A 16,342-nucleotide genomic window follows, 5' to 3' on the forward strand; every position below is an offset into this window, starting at 1 on the left:
GACGGTGATCCGGCATCGGCTACTTTCCAGGTGTTCTTCAGCGCGCTAGCAGCGGCAGGGCCGGCCCGCGGCGGCGGGCAACCGAACCGTAGCGGGCATCGAGGCGCAGCCAGGTGCGGGCAGTGCGGACACGGACGATCTCGTCGGCGGAGATGCGACGGGATTCGGTCTTGTCACCGCCGTGCGGAATGAAATCCATTGCGGCGAGCGCGAAGACGACCCGCATGGGCACCTCGACGGTTTCGCCGGCGCCGGAGACGGTCAGCACCGTCTGCTCCAGCAGGGCGGCGGGCGGACCGTGGCTGCTGCCGTGGTCCTGCGCCAATTGCGCGCCGCGCTCGGCCAATTCGACGAGCATGCGGGCGGGGACATCGTCCACGTGGACAAAGCCGGACTCCGGTGGCAGCGCGGAGCGCCAGGCCGAATCCATGGCGTAGCCCGGGGTGAACGGGTCACCCGCGCCCGGCCCGTGCAGGCCGGACAGCACCGCATCGGCGGCCACCGTCATATCGTCCATGCCGAGATCGGCCACCACGGTGCGCACCGCCAGGGCTTCGAAACCGGTTCCGGCCCACGCGGATACATAACGGTCCCCGCGCCGGCGCAGGCGGACGACCGCGGCCGGATCCAGGCGGATCGTATGGGAGAGGAAGGTGGCGAGGTTCTCCCGTTCCGCCGGATCCGGAATGTGCAGGGTGAGTTCTCCAGACGTCACTGTCGTCGAACTCGGATCAGTCAGCCAGCCACAGCGATAAATAGTCTCGCTCGGCCGGGTCGAGGCGGCGTAGTCGCTGCGTATCGATATCGAAGGCGGCGAGCTGGGTGGAGGCGACCACCGCCGCCGGGGAGTCGGGATCGGCGCCGCCGGCGCGCACCTCGTAACCGACGGTGAAGTCCACCGCACGCAGCCGCTCGATCCACATGGAGACATCCAGCGGTGAATCCTCGTGCCGCAGCTGGCCTTTGTACTGCACCCGCAGATCGGCGAGCACGCAGCCGGAACGCAACCGCACGGTGGGCCGGTCATCGGTGAACAGCCACGGAATACGGGCTTCCTCCAGCAGGGTCACCATGCGGGCATGGTTGATGTGCTGGAAGGCATCCATATCCGACCAGCGCACCTCGACCTTGGTGTGGAAGCGCTTCGAGCCGGGCAGAGCAGGGTCGTCCCCCGCGCTGAGCGCGGGCGCCTTTCCATGGCCGTTCAGCGAACCGACACTCGTCAACGCGGTACCTCCGATTGGGCGCCCACCCCGCTCACCATGCTGCGCACCTGCCGCGCCGCAACCGACAGCGTGGCCAGGTCGTGGGTTCCGGATTCGAACAGTTCCGACAGGGCCGCGCGAGCACGACCCAGACGGGACTGGTTTTTCGACTCCCAGTATGCAATTTTTTCCTCGGCCGTCTCCTCCGGGTCACCGGCGGAGAGCACATCGAGGGTCAGCGAGCGCAGTGAGCCGTACATATCGTCGCGCAGCGCGAGGCGAGCCAGCGCATGCCAGCGGTCACCCCGTTCCAGGTGGCTGACCGCTTGCAACAGCCAATCGATCTTCAGGTGATCGTTGAGCGCGTAGTACAGCGCACCCACCTCGTCACCCTCGCGATCGGTGATATCGGCGATATCGATCACATCGAGCAGCGGGAAGAGATTCAGCAGCCCGAACACCTCGGTCGCCAACTCCGACGGCGCGCCCTGGCCGATGAGCGCCTGCGACTGCTCATTGAGCGTGTCGATGTGGTGCCCGCGCAGCCAGCCCGGCACCTTGGGCGCGAGCCCGCGCACCTCCTGGGCGTAGCGGTGGATCTCGGCGCCGACCGCGATGGGCTGGGGGCGGTTGTTGAGCAGCCAGCGCGAGGCACGGTCCAGCGTGCGCTTGGTCTCCAGTTCGAGGGTGTCCTTCATACCGGTGGACACCTCGGCGGCGCGAATACGCTCCCAGATGGAATGCAGATCGAAGATCTGGGTGGCGGCGGTGAAGGCGCGCACCGAATCCGACGCGGTGGCCCCGATCTCCTCACTGAGCCGATGCGCGTAGGTGATGCCGCCCAGATCGACCACCTCGTTCACCAGCATGGTGGTGGTGATCTCACGGCGCAGGCGGTGCTTCTTGATGGCGGCGCCGAAGCGGTCGCGCAGCGGTGTCGGGAAGTAGTGCGTCAGCCGCGAGGAGAAGTAGGGGCTGTCGGGCAGATCGCCGGCCAGCAGATCCGTCTTGAGCGAAAGCTTCACGTGCGCCATCAGGTTCGACAGCTCCGGGGAGGTCAGACCGGCGCCCTGCTCCACCCGATGCTTGATCTCGATCTCACTCGGCAGCGCCTCGAGCTCGCGATCCAGGCCCCGGCGCACCTCGAGCTCCTCGATGACGCGCTTGTGCACATTCAGCATGCGCGGCGCCTCGGCCCGCGACATGCCCATGAGGTAGTTCTGGGAGACGTTGTCCTGCAGTACCAGTGCGGCGACCTCATCGGTCATGGACGCGAGCAGCGGATTGCGCTCGGCCTCGGGCAGTTCGCCGCTGGAGACCACACCGTCGAGCAGGACCTTGATATTGACCTCGTGGTCGGAGCAGTCCACACCGGCCGAATTGTCGAGGGCGTCGGTATTCATCTTGCCGCCATTGCGGCAGAACTCGATGCGGCCCAGCGCGGTCGCGCCGAGATTGCCGCCCTCGCCGATCACCTTGACGCGCAATTCGTTTCCGCTCACGCGGATCGCGTCATTGGACTTGTCGCCGACATCGGCATTGGTCTCGCTCGCGGCCTTGATGTAGGTACCGATGCCGCCGTTCCAGAGCAGCTGCACCGGAGCCTTCAGAATGGCGCGCATCAACTCCGGCGGGGACAGCGCCGTCACGTCGGCTGCCAGCCCGAGCACCTCGCGGACCTGCTCGCTGACCGGAATCGATTTCACGGTCCGGTCGTAGACACCGCCGCCCGTACTGATGACCGAGCGATCATAATCCGCCCACGAGGAACGCGGCAGCGCGAACATGCGCTCGCGCTCGACGAACGAGACCTCCGGATCCGGATTCGGATCCAGGAAGATATTGCGATGGTCGAACGCGGCGACCAGGCGGATGTGCCGCGACAGCAGCATGCCGTTGCCGAAGACGTCACCGCTCATATCGCCGACGCCGACAACGGTGAAGTCCTGGGTCTGGGTATCGATATCCATTTCGGCGAAGTGCCGTTTCACGCTCTCCCACGCGCCGCGAGCGGTAATACCCATGGCCTTGTGGTCGTACCCCACCGAACCGCCCGAGGCGAACGCGTCGCCGAGCCAGAAGCCGTACTGCTGCGCAACATCATTGGCGATATCGGAGAAGGTCGCCGTGCCCTTGTCGGCGGCGACCACCAGGTAGGTGTCGTCACCGTCGCGGCGGCGCACCCGCGCGGGCGGGACCACCCGGCCGGTGGCGCGGTCCACATTGTCGGTCACATCGAGCAGGCCGGAAATGAAGGTGCGATAGCAGGCAATGCCCTCGGCCTGCAGCGACTGCCGATCCGAGACCGGATCGGTGGTGGCGGCCGGCGCCTGCTTCACCACGAAACCGCCCTTGGCGCCGACGGGGACGATCACGGCGTTCTTCACCGCCTGGGCCTTCACCAGGCCCAGGATCTCGGTGCGGAAGTCTTCCAGGCGATCCGACCAGCGCAGCCCACCGCGCGCGACCGGACCGAAGCGCAGGTGCACACCCTCGACCCGGGGTGAGTAGACGAAGATCTCGAATTGCGGCCGCGGCTTGGGCAATTCGACGATCTCCCGCGGTTCCACCTTGAACGACAGGTACTCCCGCGGCTGCCCCTCGGCATCGGTGACGAAGTAGTTGGTGCGCAGGGTGGCCTTGATGAGCCCGAGAATGGCACGCAGGATGCGGTCGGCGTCCAGGCTCACCACCTCGTCGATGCGGTGGCGCACCGCACCTTCCAGATCGCGGGCGTGCTCGTCATCGGCGGAATCGGGGTCGAACAGTGCGGCGAACAGATCGACGAACATGCGTGCCGCGTCCGGATAGGCGAGCAGCACGCGGGTGATATTGGCCTGGCTGTACGGGAAACCGGCCTGCTGCAGGTATTTCGCGTAGGCGCGCAGAATCGATACGGTGCGCCAGTTCAATTCGGCCCGCAGCACCAGCTCATTGAGGCTGTCCGCCTCGGCGCGGCCGTACCAGAGCGCCTCGAACGCTGCGGTGAACCGCTCGCGCAGACCGCGCACCTGATCGTCGAGCGCGTCCAGACGAGCGGAGGACTCCACCAGCTCGGCGTCCATATTCCGGTCCAGCGCACTGCGCATCAGCTCCGGCCGCGCCAGCAGGCCGAAGTCGTAGATCCACTGTTCGGGGCCGTGATCGAAGTCGAGCTGATGCGGCCGCTCATCGATCACCTCGACACCGAGGCTCTGCAGCACCGGCAGCACCTGGCTCAGCGAAATACCACTGCCGCCGACATAGAGGGTGAACCGCCAGGAGCCGGGCGTGGAATCGGCATGGCGGTACAGGTATTGGTCGATGGTGCCCGGTTGCAACTGCTGCAGCCGGACGATATCGGCCAGCGCGCGCCCGGATTCGAAGTCTTCCTTGTAGCTTTCGGGCAGCGCATCGGTATAGCGCTGCACCACAGCCGGATCCAGCACGGTGGAGGTGGCGACCTCATCGCGCAGATGGTCTTCCCAGGTGCGGCTGGCCTCGGCGAGCAGGTTCTGCAGACGCAGCCGGTTAGACTCGGACGAATCGGCCGCACCGCCCTCATCGGGCAGGCGGACGGTGAAATACACACTGGCGAGATCACTCTCGGAGACCCGCGCCGAATAGTCGATGGAAACGCCGCCCAGTTCGCGGACCAGAATGTCCTGCATCTCCAGCCGCACCCGGGTGGTGTAGCGATCGCGGGGCAGATAGACCATGCAGGAGACGAAGCGGCCGTAGCCGTCCATGCGCATGAAGAGCCGAACCTGGCGGCGCATAGCGACATTCAGCACCGCACCTGCGGTGCGGCGCAGTGTGGCGCTGTCGGAGGAGAACAGTTCGGTGCGCGGGAAGGACTGGATGACCTCGAGCATCTCCTGTCCGGAGAAGGATTCCAGATCGAAGCCGCTGGCCTCGATGACCGACCGCACCCGGCGTTCGATCATCGGGATATCGAGCACATTCTCGTGCAGTGCGGTGACGGTGAAGACACCGATGAACAGGTGTTCACCGAGAACCGTTCCGCCTTCGTCGATTTCGGCGACGCCGACGAAGTACGGGTAGACCGCGCGGTGCACGGTGGCCGGCACCAGACCCTGGGTGAGCATCAGCAGCGGCTGGTCACCGCTGTTGTCGGGCACCCGGAAATCGGTGCCGACATTGGGCCGCAGCACACCCAGGCTGGTGCCGGGCATGATGGTCGACTTGGTCTGCCCGTCCACGGTGGTGCGCTCGTAGCGCGCGTAACCGAGCACGGTGAAGTGGCCGTCGGCCAGCCAGCGCAGCAGATTCGCGCAATCGGTGAGATCAGCTGCGGCGAAAGGGGATTTCTCGCCCTTGACCGCCACGTCGAGCTCATCGGCCACCCGCTGCTGCGCCGCGCGCATGGCCTCGGTGTCCGAAATGACCTGGCGCACATCGGTGAGCACGTCGGGGAGCGCGGTCTCGATCTTCTCGAGCAGCTCGCGACTGGTCGAGGGGTGCAGCTGCAGATGCATCCAGGATTCACGCAGGCCGGTGCCGCCATTGCCGTCGACCTCGTGCGGGACTGCGGCTTCGAGCAGGCCGTCCGCATTGCGCGTGACCTCGAAAACCGGGTGCACCACCTCACTGACGCTGATGCCCATGCGGGTCAGCGATGAGGTGACCGATTCCACCAGCAGCGGCATATCGTCGGTGACCATCTGCACCGCGGCACCGAGATCGGTGTCGTCATCGTGGTGGTAGACCCGCACATTGGCGGTACCGGGTGTGCGCTTGATCGCGAGATCCACATGGCAGCGGAAGATCTGGGTCGAAGTCGCGGGTACCGCGCAGTCCGCATCACCGGCATCGACGTGGCGGAAATACGCCTCCTCGAGCGATACCAGATCGCCTCGCAGCGACGCGGGCAAACTCGCAGCCCAAGCCGCGCTAGACAATTCGGACGACACCGTCATTTCGCCAACTCCTCGGATTAGGTTCCGTACCCAAGCGACGCCGGTCCGAGAGTAGCTGGACGCTGGTTGCGCCGGGCTGAATTCCCCTCAATACCACGCCGCGTCGCACGGTTCGGGCAAACCGGACGGTACGGCGTAGGCAAGAACTGACCGGAATCACCAGGTGACGTACGACAAACCTTGCACCAAAACAGTTTTCACGCATTTATGCATTCGCGAAACTGCTGAATTCGCTATTCGATTGCCGTTCATCCGGGAGTGCGCAGGTGCTCATCCGGATGAACAGCGAGCCGTCAGCTAACAACTCGAAGCGGGCGGTCCGAAAGCTGTCCTGCGGCAACGTACACCCGCAGGACAGCTGCGGTAGAACCTAGCCGCGAGTGAGCTTGCGGTGGGTGACGCGGTGCGGGCGCGCCGCCTCCTGGCCCATCCGCTCGATCTTGTTCGCCTCGTAGGCCTCGAAGTTGCCCTCGAACCAGAACCACGCGGCGTCGTTGTCGTCATTGCCCTCCCACGCCAGAATGTGCGTGCAGGTGCGGTCCAGGAACCAGCGATCGTGGGAGATGACCACCGAACAGCCGGCGAAGTTCTCCAGCGCGTTCTCCAGTGAGCCGAGGGTCTCGACGTCGAGGTCGTTGGTGGGCTCATCGAGCAGGATCAGATTGCCGCCCTGCTTGAGGGTCAGCGCCAGGTTCAGGCGGTTGCGCTCACCACCGGAGAGCACACCGGCCTTCTTCTGCTGATCCGGGCCCTTGAAGCCGAAGGCGGAAACATAAGCGCGGGAAGGCATTTCCTGATTGCCGACCTGAATGAAGTCCAGCCCCTCGGAAACCACCTCCCACACATTCTTCTGCGGGTCGATGCCGGAGCGGTTCTGGTCGACGTAGCTCAGCTTGACTGTCTCGCCGACACGCACAACGCCGCTGTCCGCCTGCTCGAGGCCGACAATGGTCTTGAACAGCGTCGACTTACCCACACCGTTGGGCCCGATGACGCCGACAATGCCGTTGCGCGGCAAGGTGAACGACAGATCCTTGATGAGCTGGCGATCGCCGAAGCCCTTGTCGAGGTGCTCGACCTCGACCACCACATTGCCCAGACGCGGGCCGGCCGGAATCTGGATCTCCTCGAAGTCCAACTTGCGCATCTTGTCGGCCTCGGCGGCCATCTCGTCGTAGCGGGTCAGACGCGCCTTGCTCTTGGCCTGACGTGCCTTGGCACTGGACCGGACCCACGCCAGCTCCTCCTTGAGGCGCTTCTGCAGCTTCTGGTCCTTCTTGCCCTGCACTTCGAGGCGCTCGGCCTTCTTCTCCAGGTAGGTGGAGTAGTTGCCCTCGTACGGGAAGGTGCGGCCACGGTCGAGCTCGAGGATCCACTCCGCGACATTGTCGAGGAAGTACCGGTCGTGAGTGACGGCCAGCACGGCGCCCGGGTACTTGGCCAGGAACTGCTCCAGCCAGAGCACGGATTCGGCGTCGAGGTGGTTGGTGGGCTCATCGAGCAGCAGCAGATCGGGCTGGCTCAGCAGCAGCTTGCACAGCGCGACGCGGCGACGCTCACCACCGGAGAGGTTGGTGACCGGCTCGTCCGGCGGCGGGCAGCGCAGCGCGTCCATGGCCTGTTCCAGCTGGGAGTCGATATCCCACGCATCGGCGTGATCGAGATCCTCCTGCAGCTTGCCCATCTCTTCCATGAGCTCATCGGAGTAATCGGTCGCCATGAGCTCGGCGATCTCGTTGAAGCGATCCAGCTTCACCTTGATCTCGCCGAGGCCCTCCTCGACATTGCCGCGAACGGTCTTCTCTTCATTGAGTTCCGGCTCCTGCATGAGGATGCCGACGGTCGCACCGGGCGCCAGCCAGGCTTCACCATTATTCGGCTGGTCCAGTCCCGCCATGATCTTCAGGACGCTCGACTTACCGGCACCGTTCGGGCCGACGACACCGATCTTCGCGCCCGGAAGGAAGTTCAAGGTCACATTGTCGAGCACGACCTTGTCGCCATGCGCCTTTCGAACCTTAATCATCTGGTAAATGAACTCAGCCATATGGGCAAGCCTAACTGTGTTGGGTTGCCGGATCTCCGGCGCGGTCGGCATCGGTGGCAGGCTGCGGCGGCGCCTCGGGGCGGTCGCTGCGGCCGAAGTGTTTGCGCAGCACCGGGGCGCTGCAACGGCCCAGGTCGGGGCCGAGGGCGAGGGCGCGCATCTCGAGATCACTGCGCTCCGCACCGTCCCTGGTGGTGTACTCGTTCGAGCGGAGTTGACCGTAGGCGATGATCGGATCGCCGCGTTGCAGCGAGGCCTCGACACCCTCCACCAGTTTGCGCCAGCAGCTGACGGTCAGATACAGCGTCCCGCCATCGACCCAATCGCCGCTGGCCTGATCGAATCGGCGACTGGTGCTCGCCAGCCGGAAACTGAGCACCTGCTCGCCGTTCGCCAGTTCGCGTCGTGTCGGATGGGTGACCACCCGACCGATCACCGCGGTGTTCGCCTCGTACATCGCCATCCCCCTTGCTCTTTCGCGGTCCCCTCTTCCTCTTCAAGCGTGACGTGCGCACGATCTGCGCACCAGCGCATTTCCACGATTGTGGATAACTTGGGGCGATGTGAACAGGCGGAGAATCAGAGCGTCGTGAGATCGGTGTTCGCACCACAGAGCACGACCACCGGCCGCTCCCCCGGTGCGGGTACGTACGCGCCGCTCTGAATGGCGGCCAGCGCCGTAGCCCCGGCCGCCTCCACGACGATCCGGAATTCCCGCCACAGATACTCGCGCGCCATCACGATCGCATCATCGCTGACCAGCACCGATCGCACCGCGTATCGCTGCGCCACCTCCATGGCGATATCGCCGATCCGGCTGGCGCCCAGCGCATCCGAGGCCACACTCGACACATCGACGTCCACCGGGCGCCCCGCCGCCAGCGCGGCGTGCAGGGTCGGCGCACCCTGCGGTTCCACCCCGATCACCCGGCCTCGCAGGCCCAATGCCACCGCGATCCCGGCAACCAGTCCCCCGCCGCCGACCGCGACCAGCACCGGCGGCCGGCCCCGCACCTGCTCCTCGATCTCCAGCCCGACCACGCCCGCACCCGCCACGATCTCCGGCAGATCGTAGGCGTGCAGCTGCATGGCCCCGCGCTCCTTGGCCAACTGGCTGGCATAGCGATGCGCTTCGGCGTAAGTCGTTCCGTGCCACAGCACTTCGGCGCCGTGCGACCACATGGCCGCGACCTTCGTATGCGGCGCCGACTCCGGTACCACCACGGTGCACGACAGTCCGCGCAGCGAACTGGCCAGTGCCGCAGCAATACCCGCATTGCCGCCGGAGGCGATCACCACGCTGCCGCCGCCGGCCCGGGCCTGCAGCAGCGCATTGAGGCAGCCGCGCACCTTGAAGGTGCCACCGTGCTGCAGATATTCGAGCTTCAAGGTGACCGGGACCGGGCCGCGCGGGCCCAGGATCTCGGTATGGAACACGGGCGTCTTGCGGATCTGCCCGTAGAGCAGGCGGCGCGCCCGCCGCACATCGGATCGATAGAGCCGCTTGATACTCCCGGTCGCCTGGGCGACGTCACTCACTTGCGTACCTCTCGATCACGCCTGGCGAGCTCGGCGTACATGGCGTTGTACGAATTGAGTTCCGCATCGTCGTCGCGGTCGGCGGCACGGTCGATCCTCGTGGCCAGCTTCTTATCGCTGCGTGACCACTGGATGAGCAGTGCCAGCATCACCACCACCAAAGGGATTTCACCGCTGGCCCAGGCGAGGCTACCGCCGGTGTGCTGATCCTCGAGCAGGTTGTTGTTCCAGCCCAGGCCGAGCGCCCGATAGAACCAGCCGCCCAGCACGGTTTCCATACTCATCAGCGCGATACCGAAGAAAGCATGGAACGGCAGCGATCCGAACACCATGCCCAGCCGGGTGAGCGGTTCCACCTGCCGCGGCTTGGGATCGATGCCGATGACCACCCAGTAGAAGAGGTAGCCACTGAGCAGGAAGTGCACATTCATCAGAATGTGCGCGCCGTGCGAGCCGACGAACTGATCGAAGACGCCGCCCAGATACAGCACATAGAAACCGGAAACGAAGAAGACCGCGGCCACCACCGGCTGAGTCATGAAGCGCGACACCGGGTTGTGCACGGCCGCCAGAATCCACTCGCGCGGTCCCGGAGGCGCATCACGACCGGCCGGCGTCAGCGCGCGCAGGGCCAGCAGCACCGGACCGCCCAGCGCGAACAGGATCGGGGCGAGCATGGACAGCATCATGTGCTGACCCATATGCACGCTGAACATGGCCGGCGCGTACCGGCCGATGCCGGAACTCGTCGCGATCAACAGCACCGCACACGCGGAAATCCAGGAGATGGTCCGGCCCACCGGCCACGCGTCACCGCGCAGGCGCAGCCGCCGCACACCCAAGAGATAGAGGACAGCCAGCACGATCGCGAGCGTCCCGAACATCAGATCGAAGCGCCAGTCGAACGCGAGACGCATGACGCTGGGCGGTCCGGCCAGGTTGTAGCCGATCTCCACCTCGGCGGGCGTCGGAATCTTGCGCAGATCCGGCGGCGGCGTGCGGCCCAGGCCGACAGCGAGTCCGATGGTGGCCGCGAAGATCAGCACTTCCACACCCGCGAATCGGATGAGCGCGCCGCGATCGTTCGGATCCTTGTCGAGTGCGGGCAGCGCACGCTGCCGCTGCAGGAAACCGATGATGCCGAGCACGATCAACGCGGTCGCCTTGGCGACGACGAGCCGGCCATAGGTAGTACTGAACAGATCCGCCCACGGCACCCGGATCCAGGCATTGATCACACCGCTGATGGCGATCATCACATAGGAAACAGTGGCGACCTTCGAGAATCGGCGGGCGGCCAGCGCGGTGTATTTGCCCTCGCGCAGCGCGTAGGCCAGCACCGCGAACAATCCGCCCACCCAGAAGCAGGTCGAAAGCAGGTGCAGGATCAAACTATTGGTGGCGATATCGTGCGCACCACCTGCCGACGAGTGACCGGTGAGCGCAACCGGCAGCAGCGACACCACCGAGAGCAGCAGTAGCGGCGGCGTCCAGCCCCAGCGCAGTGCCACCCGGCAGCCGACCGCGAGCGCCACCACGAAAAACACTGTGAATCGCCAAGACCCGGCCACATCGACCTGATCGGCGGCGCGCCACACCGCTTCCGGGCGCAGCGAGTTCTGGAATGGTTGCCCGGTGGTGTCCGACAGTGTCAGCGGTACCAGCAATGCCGCGGCAGCCGCCCACACCAGCGCCGCGTTCCCCGCCCGTCGCAACGCGCGATACCCGCCGACATCGAGCAGCCCGTTCGGCTGCGGCGGTACGAAGAACGCCGCGAACAGCAGCGACCCGACGGTCACTGCCGCAGCAAGATCAGCAACGGCCCGCACGGCAGGCAGTCCGTAGGTGGTCAGCGGCCCCGGATCCGGAATGCCCAGCAAACTCAGCGCCTGCGACGCCGAAAGCCCGACCACCATCGCCGCCACCACCGCGGTGATCGCGCCACCCATGGCGGCGATCGCCGTGAATGTCACCCCAGAACTCGTCCGATTCGCTGAGGCGTCAGTGGCTGCGGGCGGGTCCTGCGGTGACGACATACGCCCAGGGTAGTTCGGAGTAAGCGTCCGGACTCCCCGGGGGTTTACGGTCTTCTGGTCTGCACTACCCGCCCGACGCGCCGAACGGTTGCTAGGCAACCGAGCAATCACGATCTGGACGCTCGCTATACTTATCGCGCTGGACACCACGATCAATATGGGTCAAGGTGTTTGGTGGCCGCATCGCCCACGATGCCCCGCACTGCCTCCGTAGCTCAGTTGGATAGAGCAAGGGCCTTCTAATCCCTAGGTCGCAGGTTCGATTCCTGCCGGGGGCGCCTCTCCACCCTGACCTGCGACGTAGTCGCCAGGTTCAGTGGTACCCACACCACGCGGCGACGAAACAGCTAGGGATTTGTTGTCGGCGAGGACCCGAGTCGGCCCCTCGCCGGAGATCCTCAGGCCATCAGATTCCAACGATGGCCAGAAGCTTCGCTGATATCATTGATATCAGGAGGTGGGTGCCATGACAGATATCCTGATTCGCGACGTACCCGAGCCTGCGATCGAGGAGATCGATCGACGCGCCCGAGAGATGGGCGTCTCCCGCACCGAGTTCCTTCGGCGATGGCTCAGCAGAGACTTCCGGCCTACCACCCCCGTCACAACAGGGGACCTCAGCCGCCTGGGCGAGCTCGCCCAGGACCTCAACGATCCCGAAGTAATGGGCCAAGCATGGTCGTGAGCGGCCGCCCCTGGTTGATCGACAAGTCTGCCCTGGTACGTCTCGGCCAGTCCCCCGACGCCAGCGAATGGGCGAAGCGAATCGAACGAGGTCTGATCCGGATCTCGACCGTCACCTTGCTCGAAACCGGCTACTCAGCAAGGTCCGCCTCCGACCTCACAGAACTCCTCGACCTCCCCCCACTCGCACAGATGCCGATCGAGTACATGACACCGGCAGCGGAAAACCGTGCGGTAGAGGTACTTCGGAGACTCGCAGACCACGGACAACACCGCGCCCCGTCAATCCCCGACCTACTGATCGCCGCGACCGCAGAACAAGCAAAACTCGTAGTCCTACACGCCGACAAAGACTTCGAGCTCATCGCAGAGGTAACCGGCCAGCCTGTTGAGCGACTCCGCTTCGACTCACACTGAACGACACCGCCTGCCAGGCTGCACTCGCCAGCACTGCCACTTCTTCGCCCACAACTGGCTCGCCAAATGATCGGTCGGTATGCCCGCGCGACCGTAGAAACACGAGCCGGCGATGCGCATCGGAAAGCACGACTCGGAGATCAGCTTTGACTCGAAGCCGCCTACCGGATCGCGATCCTCGAAGACCAACTCACCGAAGCCCAACGCATCAACAGCGAACTACAACAAACCCTCAAAAGCAGTCACGACAGCGACTGACCGCCAGGTATCGCGATCGAATCATCCACCGGGCGTGGATGATTCCTGACCTTCTCGCTACACGGCATTCGGCATGATGGTGCGTCCGGCCGGCCTCGAATGAACACGGGCAGTTGACCTTCCGCCGACCTGCGCTCGCCGGTTCGAACAGCGCTCAACGCGGCATGAGCGTGCGGTGCCGCTTCGACAGATATGAAACGCGTTCTAGTATTGCGCGGTGGCTGTAGCGCACTTGGGATCCATCACCATCGACTGTGACGATCCGGCCGTCCTCGCGACCTTTTGGGCCGAGTTGCTCGGCGGCGTGATTGCTGTCAGCACCGAGAAGTTCGTGAGCGTCAGGCTTCCGCATCTGACCATCACGGCCATTCGGATACCGAACTACCAGCCGCCGTCCTGGCCGGATGAAAGCACACCGAAGCAGATTCATCTCGATCTCTCGGTCTCCGATCTCGATGCCGCGCAGGCCGAAGCGGTGCGACTGGGGGGCAGGCGTTGCGACCATCAGCCGGCGCCCGACAAGTGCCGGGTCCTGCTCGACCCGGCGGGTCATCCCTTCTGTTTATGTTCGCCAAGGGTGCCTTGATCGGATTGCGTGCCCTCGGTTCAGGGGTGCACGGCCCGCGCTGATACCCGAACGAGGCAGGGGCCGAATCAGATTCGATGCGCTGTCATTTCCTGCGCGAGCTCGAAGGAGCCACCCTCGTTGGCGAGATAGCCCTGCCAGCGGAAGCTCGTATCGGCGATGTCGAAGAACTTCCAATGCACCTCGCTCCCCTTGTTGGTGGTGCCATCGAGGGCGATCTCCGCGCCGTCGGTGCTGGCCTTCAGCGTCACGTACAGGCCCGAGTGGGGGTCGAGCCAGACGGCGTGCCAGGCGTTCGCGGTGGGGTTGTAGCAGCGGATCGTGGTGCCCGGGTAGCGATTCGGAGCGGTCGGGCAGTCGAGGACGTCCTGGATGGCCAGGCCGCCGAGTGTCCAGCCGAAATCCCAGCGTCCGGGGTAGGTCGACCATTCACCGTCTCGATCTCGGAGACGATTGTCTATCCGCCAGGATCCGATGAACTGGCCGAACAGCGCTAGTTGGTCGGCATATGCGGGATCCGGTCCGTCGGCGTGCAGGGCCGCGGGGAGCGCGACGAGGGGAGTGCTCACATCAAATCCTTCTCAGTAGTTAAAGACGTTTAACTACTGAGAATGGTAGAGTGTGTGCTAGGTGACGGTCAAGGAGAAGATGATTGCGTGAACGACCTGGACCTCGGTGTCGAGCTGATCAACACCGTCTATCTGCTGGCCGATCCGCCCGACAGGCTGACGAACACCGAGCATTTTCGAACCGTCTTGAGGCACGGCGGTGAAAGCCGGTTGGCGGCCGAACTCGCCGATACCGATCTCGATCGGCTGCGCACTCTGCGCGAGCAGCTACGCCCCCTCTTCGAATGCGAGGACCAGGCCCGGGCAACCGCTCTGGCCAATGCACTGCTGACCCGGTACGCGGCGGTCCCCCGGCTGTCACAAGATGGTGACGGGTCGATCCGAGTCCACCCCGACGGGTGCTCTCGCGGGTTCGACGCGCTCGCCGCGCGGATCGTTGCCGCAGTAGCTGCGCACCTTGTCCTGCACGGAATCCTGCGGTTGGGTGTCTGCGCGGCGACCCCGTGCGACTGCGTTTTCGTCGATCGCACCCGCCCGGGCACCCGCAAATATTGCTGTGACGGCTGCAACGACCGCGTCGCCGCATCCGCGCATTACCGGCGACGCCGCACAAACAGCCCTACCGGCAAATGACCGGGACTCGGCAACATGGCGCGTTCCGCCGGCCTCGGATGAGCACTGCCAGTTGATCTTCCGCTGCACCGCGCTGGCCGGTTCGGTCTGCGCGGCACGCGGCTTTACAGGGCGGCGGGGCGTGCATCCCTGGAAGCGGGCGCAGACCCTGCGAGCGCTTCATGCCAGCGCTCGCGGGACCGGGCACCGCAGATACCGTCAGGCCGGGAAGTCGAACTCTTGGGCGGGTCGGCAGGAGAGACCAAGATTCTCGCTCAGACCCTGCAGGTTGACGGGAGCCATCCCGGAGAGTACAGATCCGCTGTTATCCGACCCCGGGCGCTTCAGGATACTGTCGCAGGCAACAAGCCTTGCACCTGTCCGCTGAGCCTCCGCGACGGCGTCGCTGTAGCTTGTGCCCTCCGGCACTGCATAGACAGAGTAGGTGATCGGGCCGTCCTCATCACCGTGCGCATAGCCCAAAGTAGTCATGGTGATCACCTATTCGTCTGAGAGACAAGGAAACTGGATCGTCAGTGTGTGAACCAAAGGGCGACATCGAGCCCTACTCGCCCGACCATTGTCCGCAGATATCAGCCAGCACGTCGGTCAATTGACCTAGAAACATGCGAATCTCGGTATGTCGCGGGGGGATTCACTAGCTCGCCTCCGCACACGGATACGACGCCGCAACTCCGGACGAGCACGAACCGCGTTCGCGGCCATGCCTGGTAGGCCGGGCGCTGTCGATAGGCAGCGGTATTCCTTTGCGCCGCCGGGTGTTCCAGTAGTCGGTGAGGGCGGGATCATCGGACGATGCTGTGCCCGTGACCATCTGGTGCCGAACTATCCTGGTCCAAGCGAATTTCAGCAGGTAGGCACCGCTGTCACGGTCACCGAATACCCACCGGTCTCGCCGGGACTTATTGAACTCACCGAAGTAGCGGCGCACGATCCATCGCGTCGGCTTGGGGCCGGGCATCGAGCACGAGCCCGAAACTCACACAGCCGAAACCGAATTCGGCCCTCCTATCTTCGAGTTCACTCGCATCGTGCGACCTCGTGTCGCAACGGCATGACAGTGCGTTGCCGATGACCGAGATGGCCTCCACCTGTTGATCTTTGGGCGTGCCGCGTGGCCGCTTCGATCAACGCCGTAAGCGGCTACTTGGCAGAATGGTGAGTAGGTCGCGGCGTAGTCGGTTCGCATACCACCGCTACCGTGAGCAACGCCCAACGGTTGATGGCGTGTGCCCAGTATTGGTGATCTGCCCCGCAGCGGACTCCGGCGGCGATTTCGGTCACTCGTCAGACATAAGACAGCCTGCTCATGGGCGGATGGATGCGGACGGGACAGCATTTCCGGTGTGCGCGGGGCGCACCGAATGCCGTATCTTGGCCGAGTGCTTGTCCGGAGGTCTCCTTCGGCGGCTTGTTGAGACTTTCTGGTTCCTACTGTTGTGGATGCGA

General features: G+C 64.8%; 13 protein-coding genes and 1 tRNA gene. 5 read left to right on the plus strand and 9 right to left on the minus strand.

Annotated features, from left to right (window positions below):
- Positions 1–37 precede the first annotated feature (37 nt).
- The 7 genes from OG716_RS22965 to OG716_RS22995 all read right to left on the minus strand — a co-directional run bounded on the left by OG716_RS22965 (position 38) and on the right by OG716_RS22995 (position 11,746).
- Positions 38–715, minus strand: a complete 678-nt coding sequence (locus tag OG716_RS22965; RefSeq protein WP_405132825.1) for a hypothetical protein — start codon at positions 713–715, stop codon at positions 38–40.
- Between the two features lie 16 nt (positions 716–731).
- Complete coding sequence (locus OG716_RS22970) at positions 732–1,157, minus strand: acyl-CoA thioesterase (protein ID WP_405139851.1); 426 nt, start codon at positions 1,155–1,157, stop codon at positions 732–734.
- A gap of 65 nt (positions 1,158–1,222) precedes the next feature.
- On the minus strand, positions 1,223–6,124 hold the full coding sequence (locus tag OG716_RS22975) for an NAD-glutamate dehydrogenase (protein ID WP_405132826.1): 4,902 nt from the start codon (positions 6,122–6,124) through the stop codon (positions 1,223–1,225).
- Between the two features lie 370 nt (positions 6,125–6,494).
- Complete coding sequence (gene ettA / locus OG716_RS22980; RefSeq protein ID WP_355123165.1) at positions 6,495–8,171, minus strand: energy-dependent translational throttle protein EttA; 1,677 nt, start codon at positions 8,169–8,171, stop codon at positions 6,495–6,497.
- Between the two features lie 10 nt (positions 8,172–8,181).
- Positions 8,182–8,628: a single-stranded DNA-binding protein gene (locus tag OG716_RS22985; RefSeq protein WP_405132827.1), complete on the minus strand. Its 447-nt coding sequence runs from the start codon at positions 8,626–8,628 to the stop codon at positions 8,182–8,184.
- A 122-nt stretch (positions 8,629–8,750) separates the two neighbouring features.
- A complete protein-coding gene (locus tag OG716_RS22990; protein WP_355123163.1) occupies positions 8,751–9,710 on the minus strand; it encodes a threonine/serine dehydratase in 960 nt (319 codons plus the stop codon).
- Positions 9,707–11,746, minus strand: a complete 2,040-nt coding sequence (locus tag OG716_RS22995; protein WP_405132828.1) for a cytochrome c oxidase assembly protein — start codon at positions 11,744–11,746, stop codon at positions 9,707–9,709. Before OG716_RS22995 ends, OG716_RS22990 begins: the two co-directional genes overlap by 4 nt.
- 204 nt (positions 11,747–11,950) lie before the next feature.
- Here OG716_RS22995 and OG716_RS23000 point away from each other — a divergent pair.
- The 4 genes from OG716_RS23000 to OG716_RS23015 all read left to right on the plus strand — a co-directional run bounded on the left by OG716_RS23000 (position 11,951) and on the right by OG716_RS23015 (position 13,691).
- A tRNA-Arg gene (locus OG716_RS23000) sits at positions 11,951–12,024 on the plus strand.
- Positions 12,025–12,212: 188 nt separating this feature from the next.
- Positions 12,213–12,431: a ribbon-helix-helix protein, CopG family gene (locus tag OG716_RS23005; RefSeq protein WP_405132829.1), complete on the plus strand. Its 219-nt coding sequence runs from the start codon at positions 12,213–12,215 to the stop codon at positions 12,429–12,431.
- Complete coding sequence (locus OG716_RS23010) at positions 12,422–12,847, plus strand: PIN domain nuclease (RefSeq protein WP_405132830.1); 426 nt, start codon at positions 12,422–12,424, stop codon at positions 12,845–12,847. Before OG716_RS23005 ends, OG716_RS23010 begins: the two co-directional genes overlap by 10 nt.
- A 475-nt stretch (positions 12,848–13,322) precedes the next feature.
- Complete coding sequence (locus tag OG716_RS23015; protein WP_405132832.1) at positions 13,323–13,691, plus strand: VOC family protein; 369 nt, start codon at positions 13,323–13,325, stop codon at positions 13,689–13,691.
- A 68-nt stretch (positions 13,692–13,759) separates the two neighbouring features.
- Here OG716_RS23015 and OG716_RS23020 read toward each other — a convergent pair whose 3' ends face one another.
- Positions 13,760–14,260 (minus strand): hypothetical protein, encoded by a 501-nt coding sequence (locus tag OG716_RS23020; RefSeq protein ID WP_405132833.1) that lies wholly within the window; start codon positions 14,258–14,260, stop codon positions 13,760–13,762.
- An 87-nt stretch (positions 14,261–14,347) separates the two neighbouring features.
- On the opposite strand from OG716_RS23020, the gene OG716_RS23025 reads away from it, so the two are divergent.
- Entirely contained in the window at positions 14,348–14,893 is a 546-nt protein-coding gene (locus OG716_RS23025; RefSeq protein ID WP_405132834.1) for a CGNR zinc finger domain-containing protein, read from the plus strand.
- 198 nt (positions 14,894–15,091) lie between these two features.
- Here OG716_RS23025 and OG716_RS23030 read toward each other — a convergent pair whose 3' ends face one another.
- A complete protein-coding gene (locus OG716_RS23030) occupies positions 15,092–15,364 on the minus strand; it encodes a hypothetical protein (RefSeq protein ID WP_405132835.1) in 273 nt (90 codons plus the stop codon).
- Between the last annotated feature and the right edge of the window lie 978 nt (positions 15,365–16,342).

It is taken from the genome of Nocardia sp. NBC_01388 (genome assembly GCF_045040085.1).
GTDB lineage: Bacteria > Actinomycetota > Actinomycetes > Mycobacteriales > Mycobacteriaceae > Nocardia.

Excerpts from the sequence above, each read along its gene's own strand:
- OG716_RS23010 (WP_405132830.1), top strand. The coding sequence starts at position 12,422 with ATGGTCGTGAGCGGCCGCCCCTGGTTGATCGACAAGTCTGCCCTGGTA.
- ettA (WP_355123165.1), bottom strand. The coding sequence starts at position 8,171 with ATGGCTGAGTTCATTTACCAGATGATTAAGGTTCGAAAGGCGCATGGC.
- OG716_RS22985 (WP_405132827.1), bottom strand. The coding sequence starts at position 8,628 with ATGTACGAGGCGAACACCGCGGTGATCGGTCGGGTGGTCACCCATCCG.
- OG716_RS22995 (WP_405132828.1), bottom strand. The coding sequence starts at position 11,746 with ATGTCGTCACCGCAGGACCCGCCCGCAGCCACTGACGCCTCAGCGAAT.
- OG716_RS22975 (WP_405132826.1), bottom strand. The coding sequence starts at position 6,124 with ATGACGGTGTCGTCCGAATTGTCTAGCGCGGCTTGGGCTGCGAGTTTG.
- OG716_RS23005 (WP_405132829.1), top strand. The coding sequence starts at position 12,213 with ATGACAGATATCCTGATTCGCGACGTACCCGAGCCTGCGATCGAGGAG.
- OG716_RS23030 (WP_405132835.1), bottom strand. The coding sequence starts at position 15,364 with ATGACTACTTTGGGCTATGCGCACGGTGATGAGGACGGCCCGATCACC.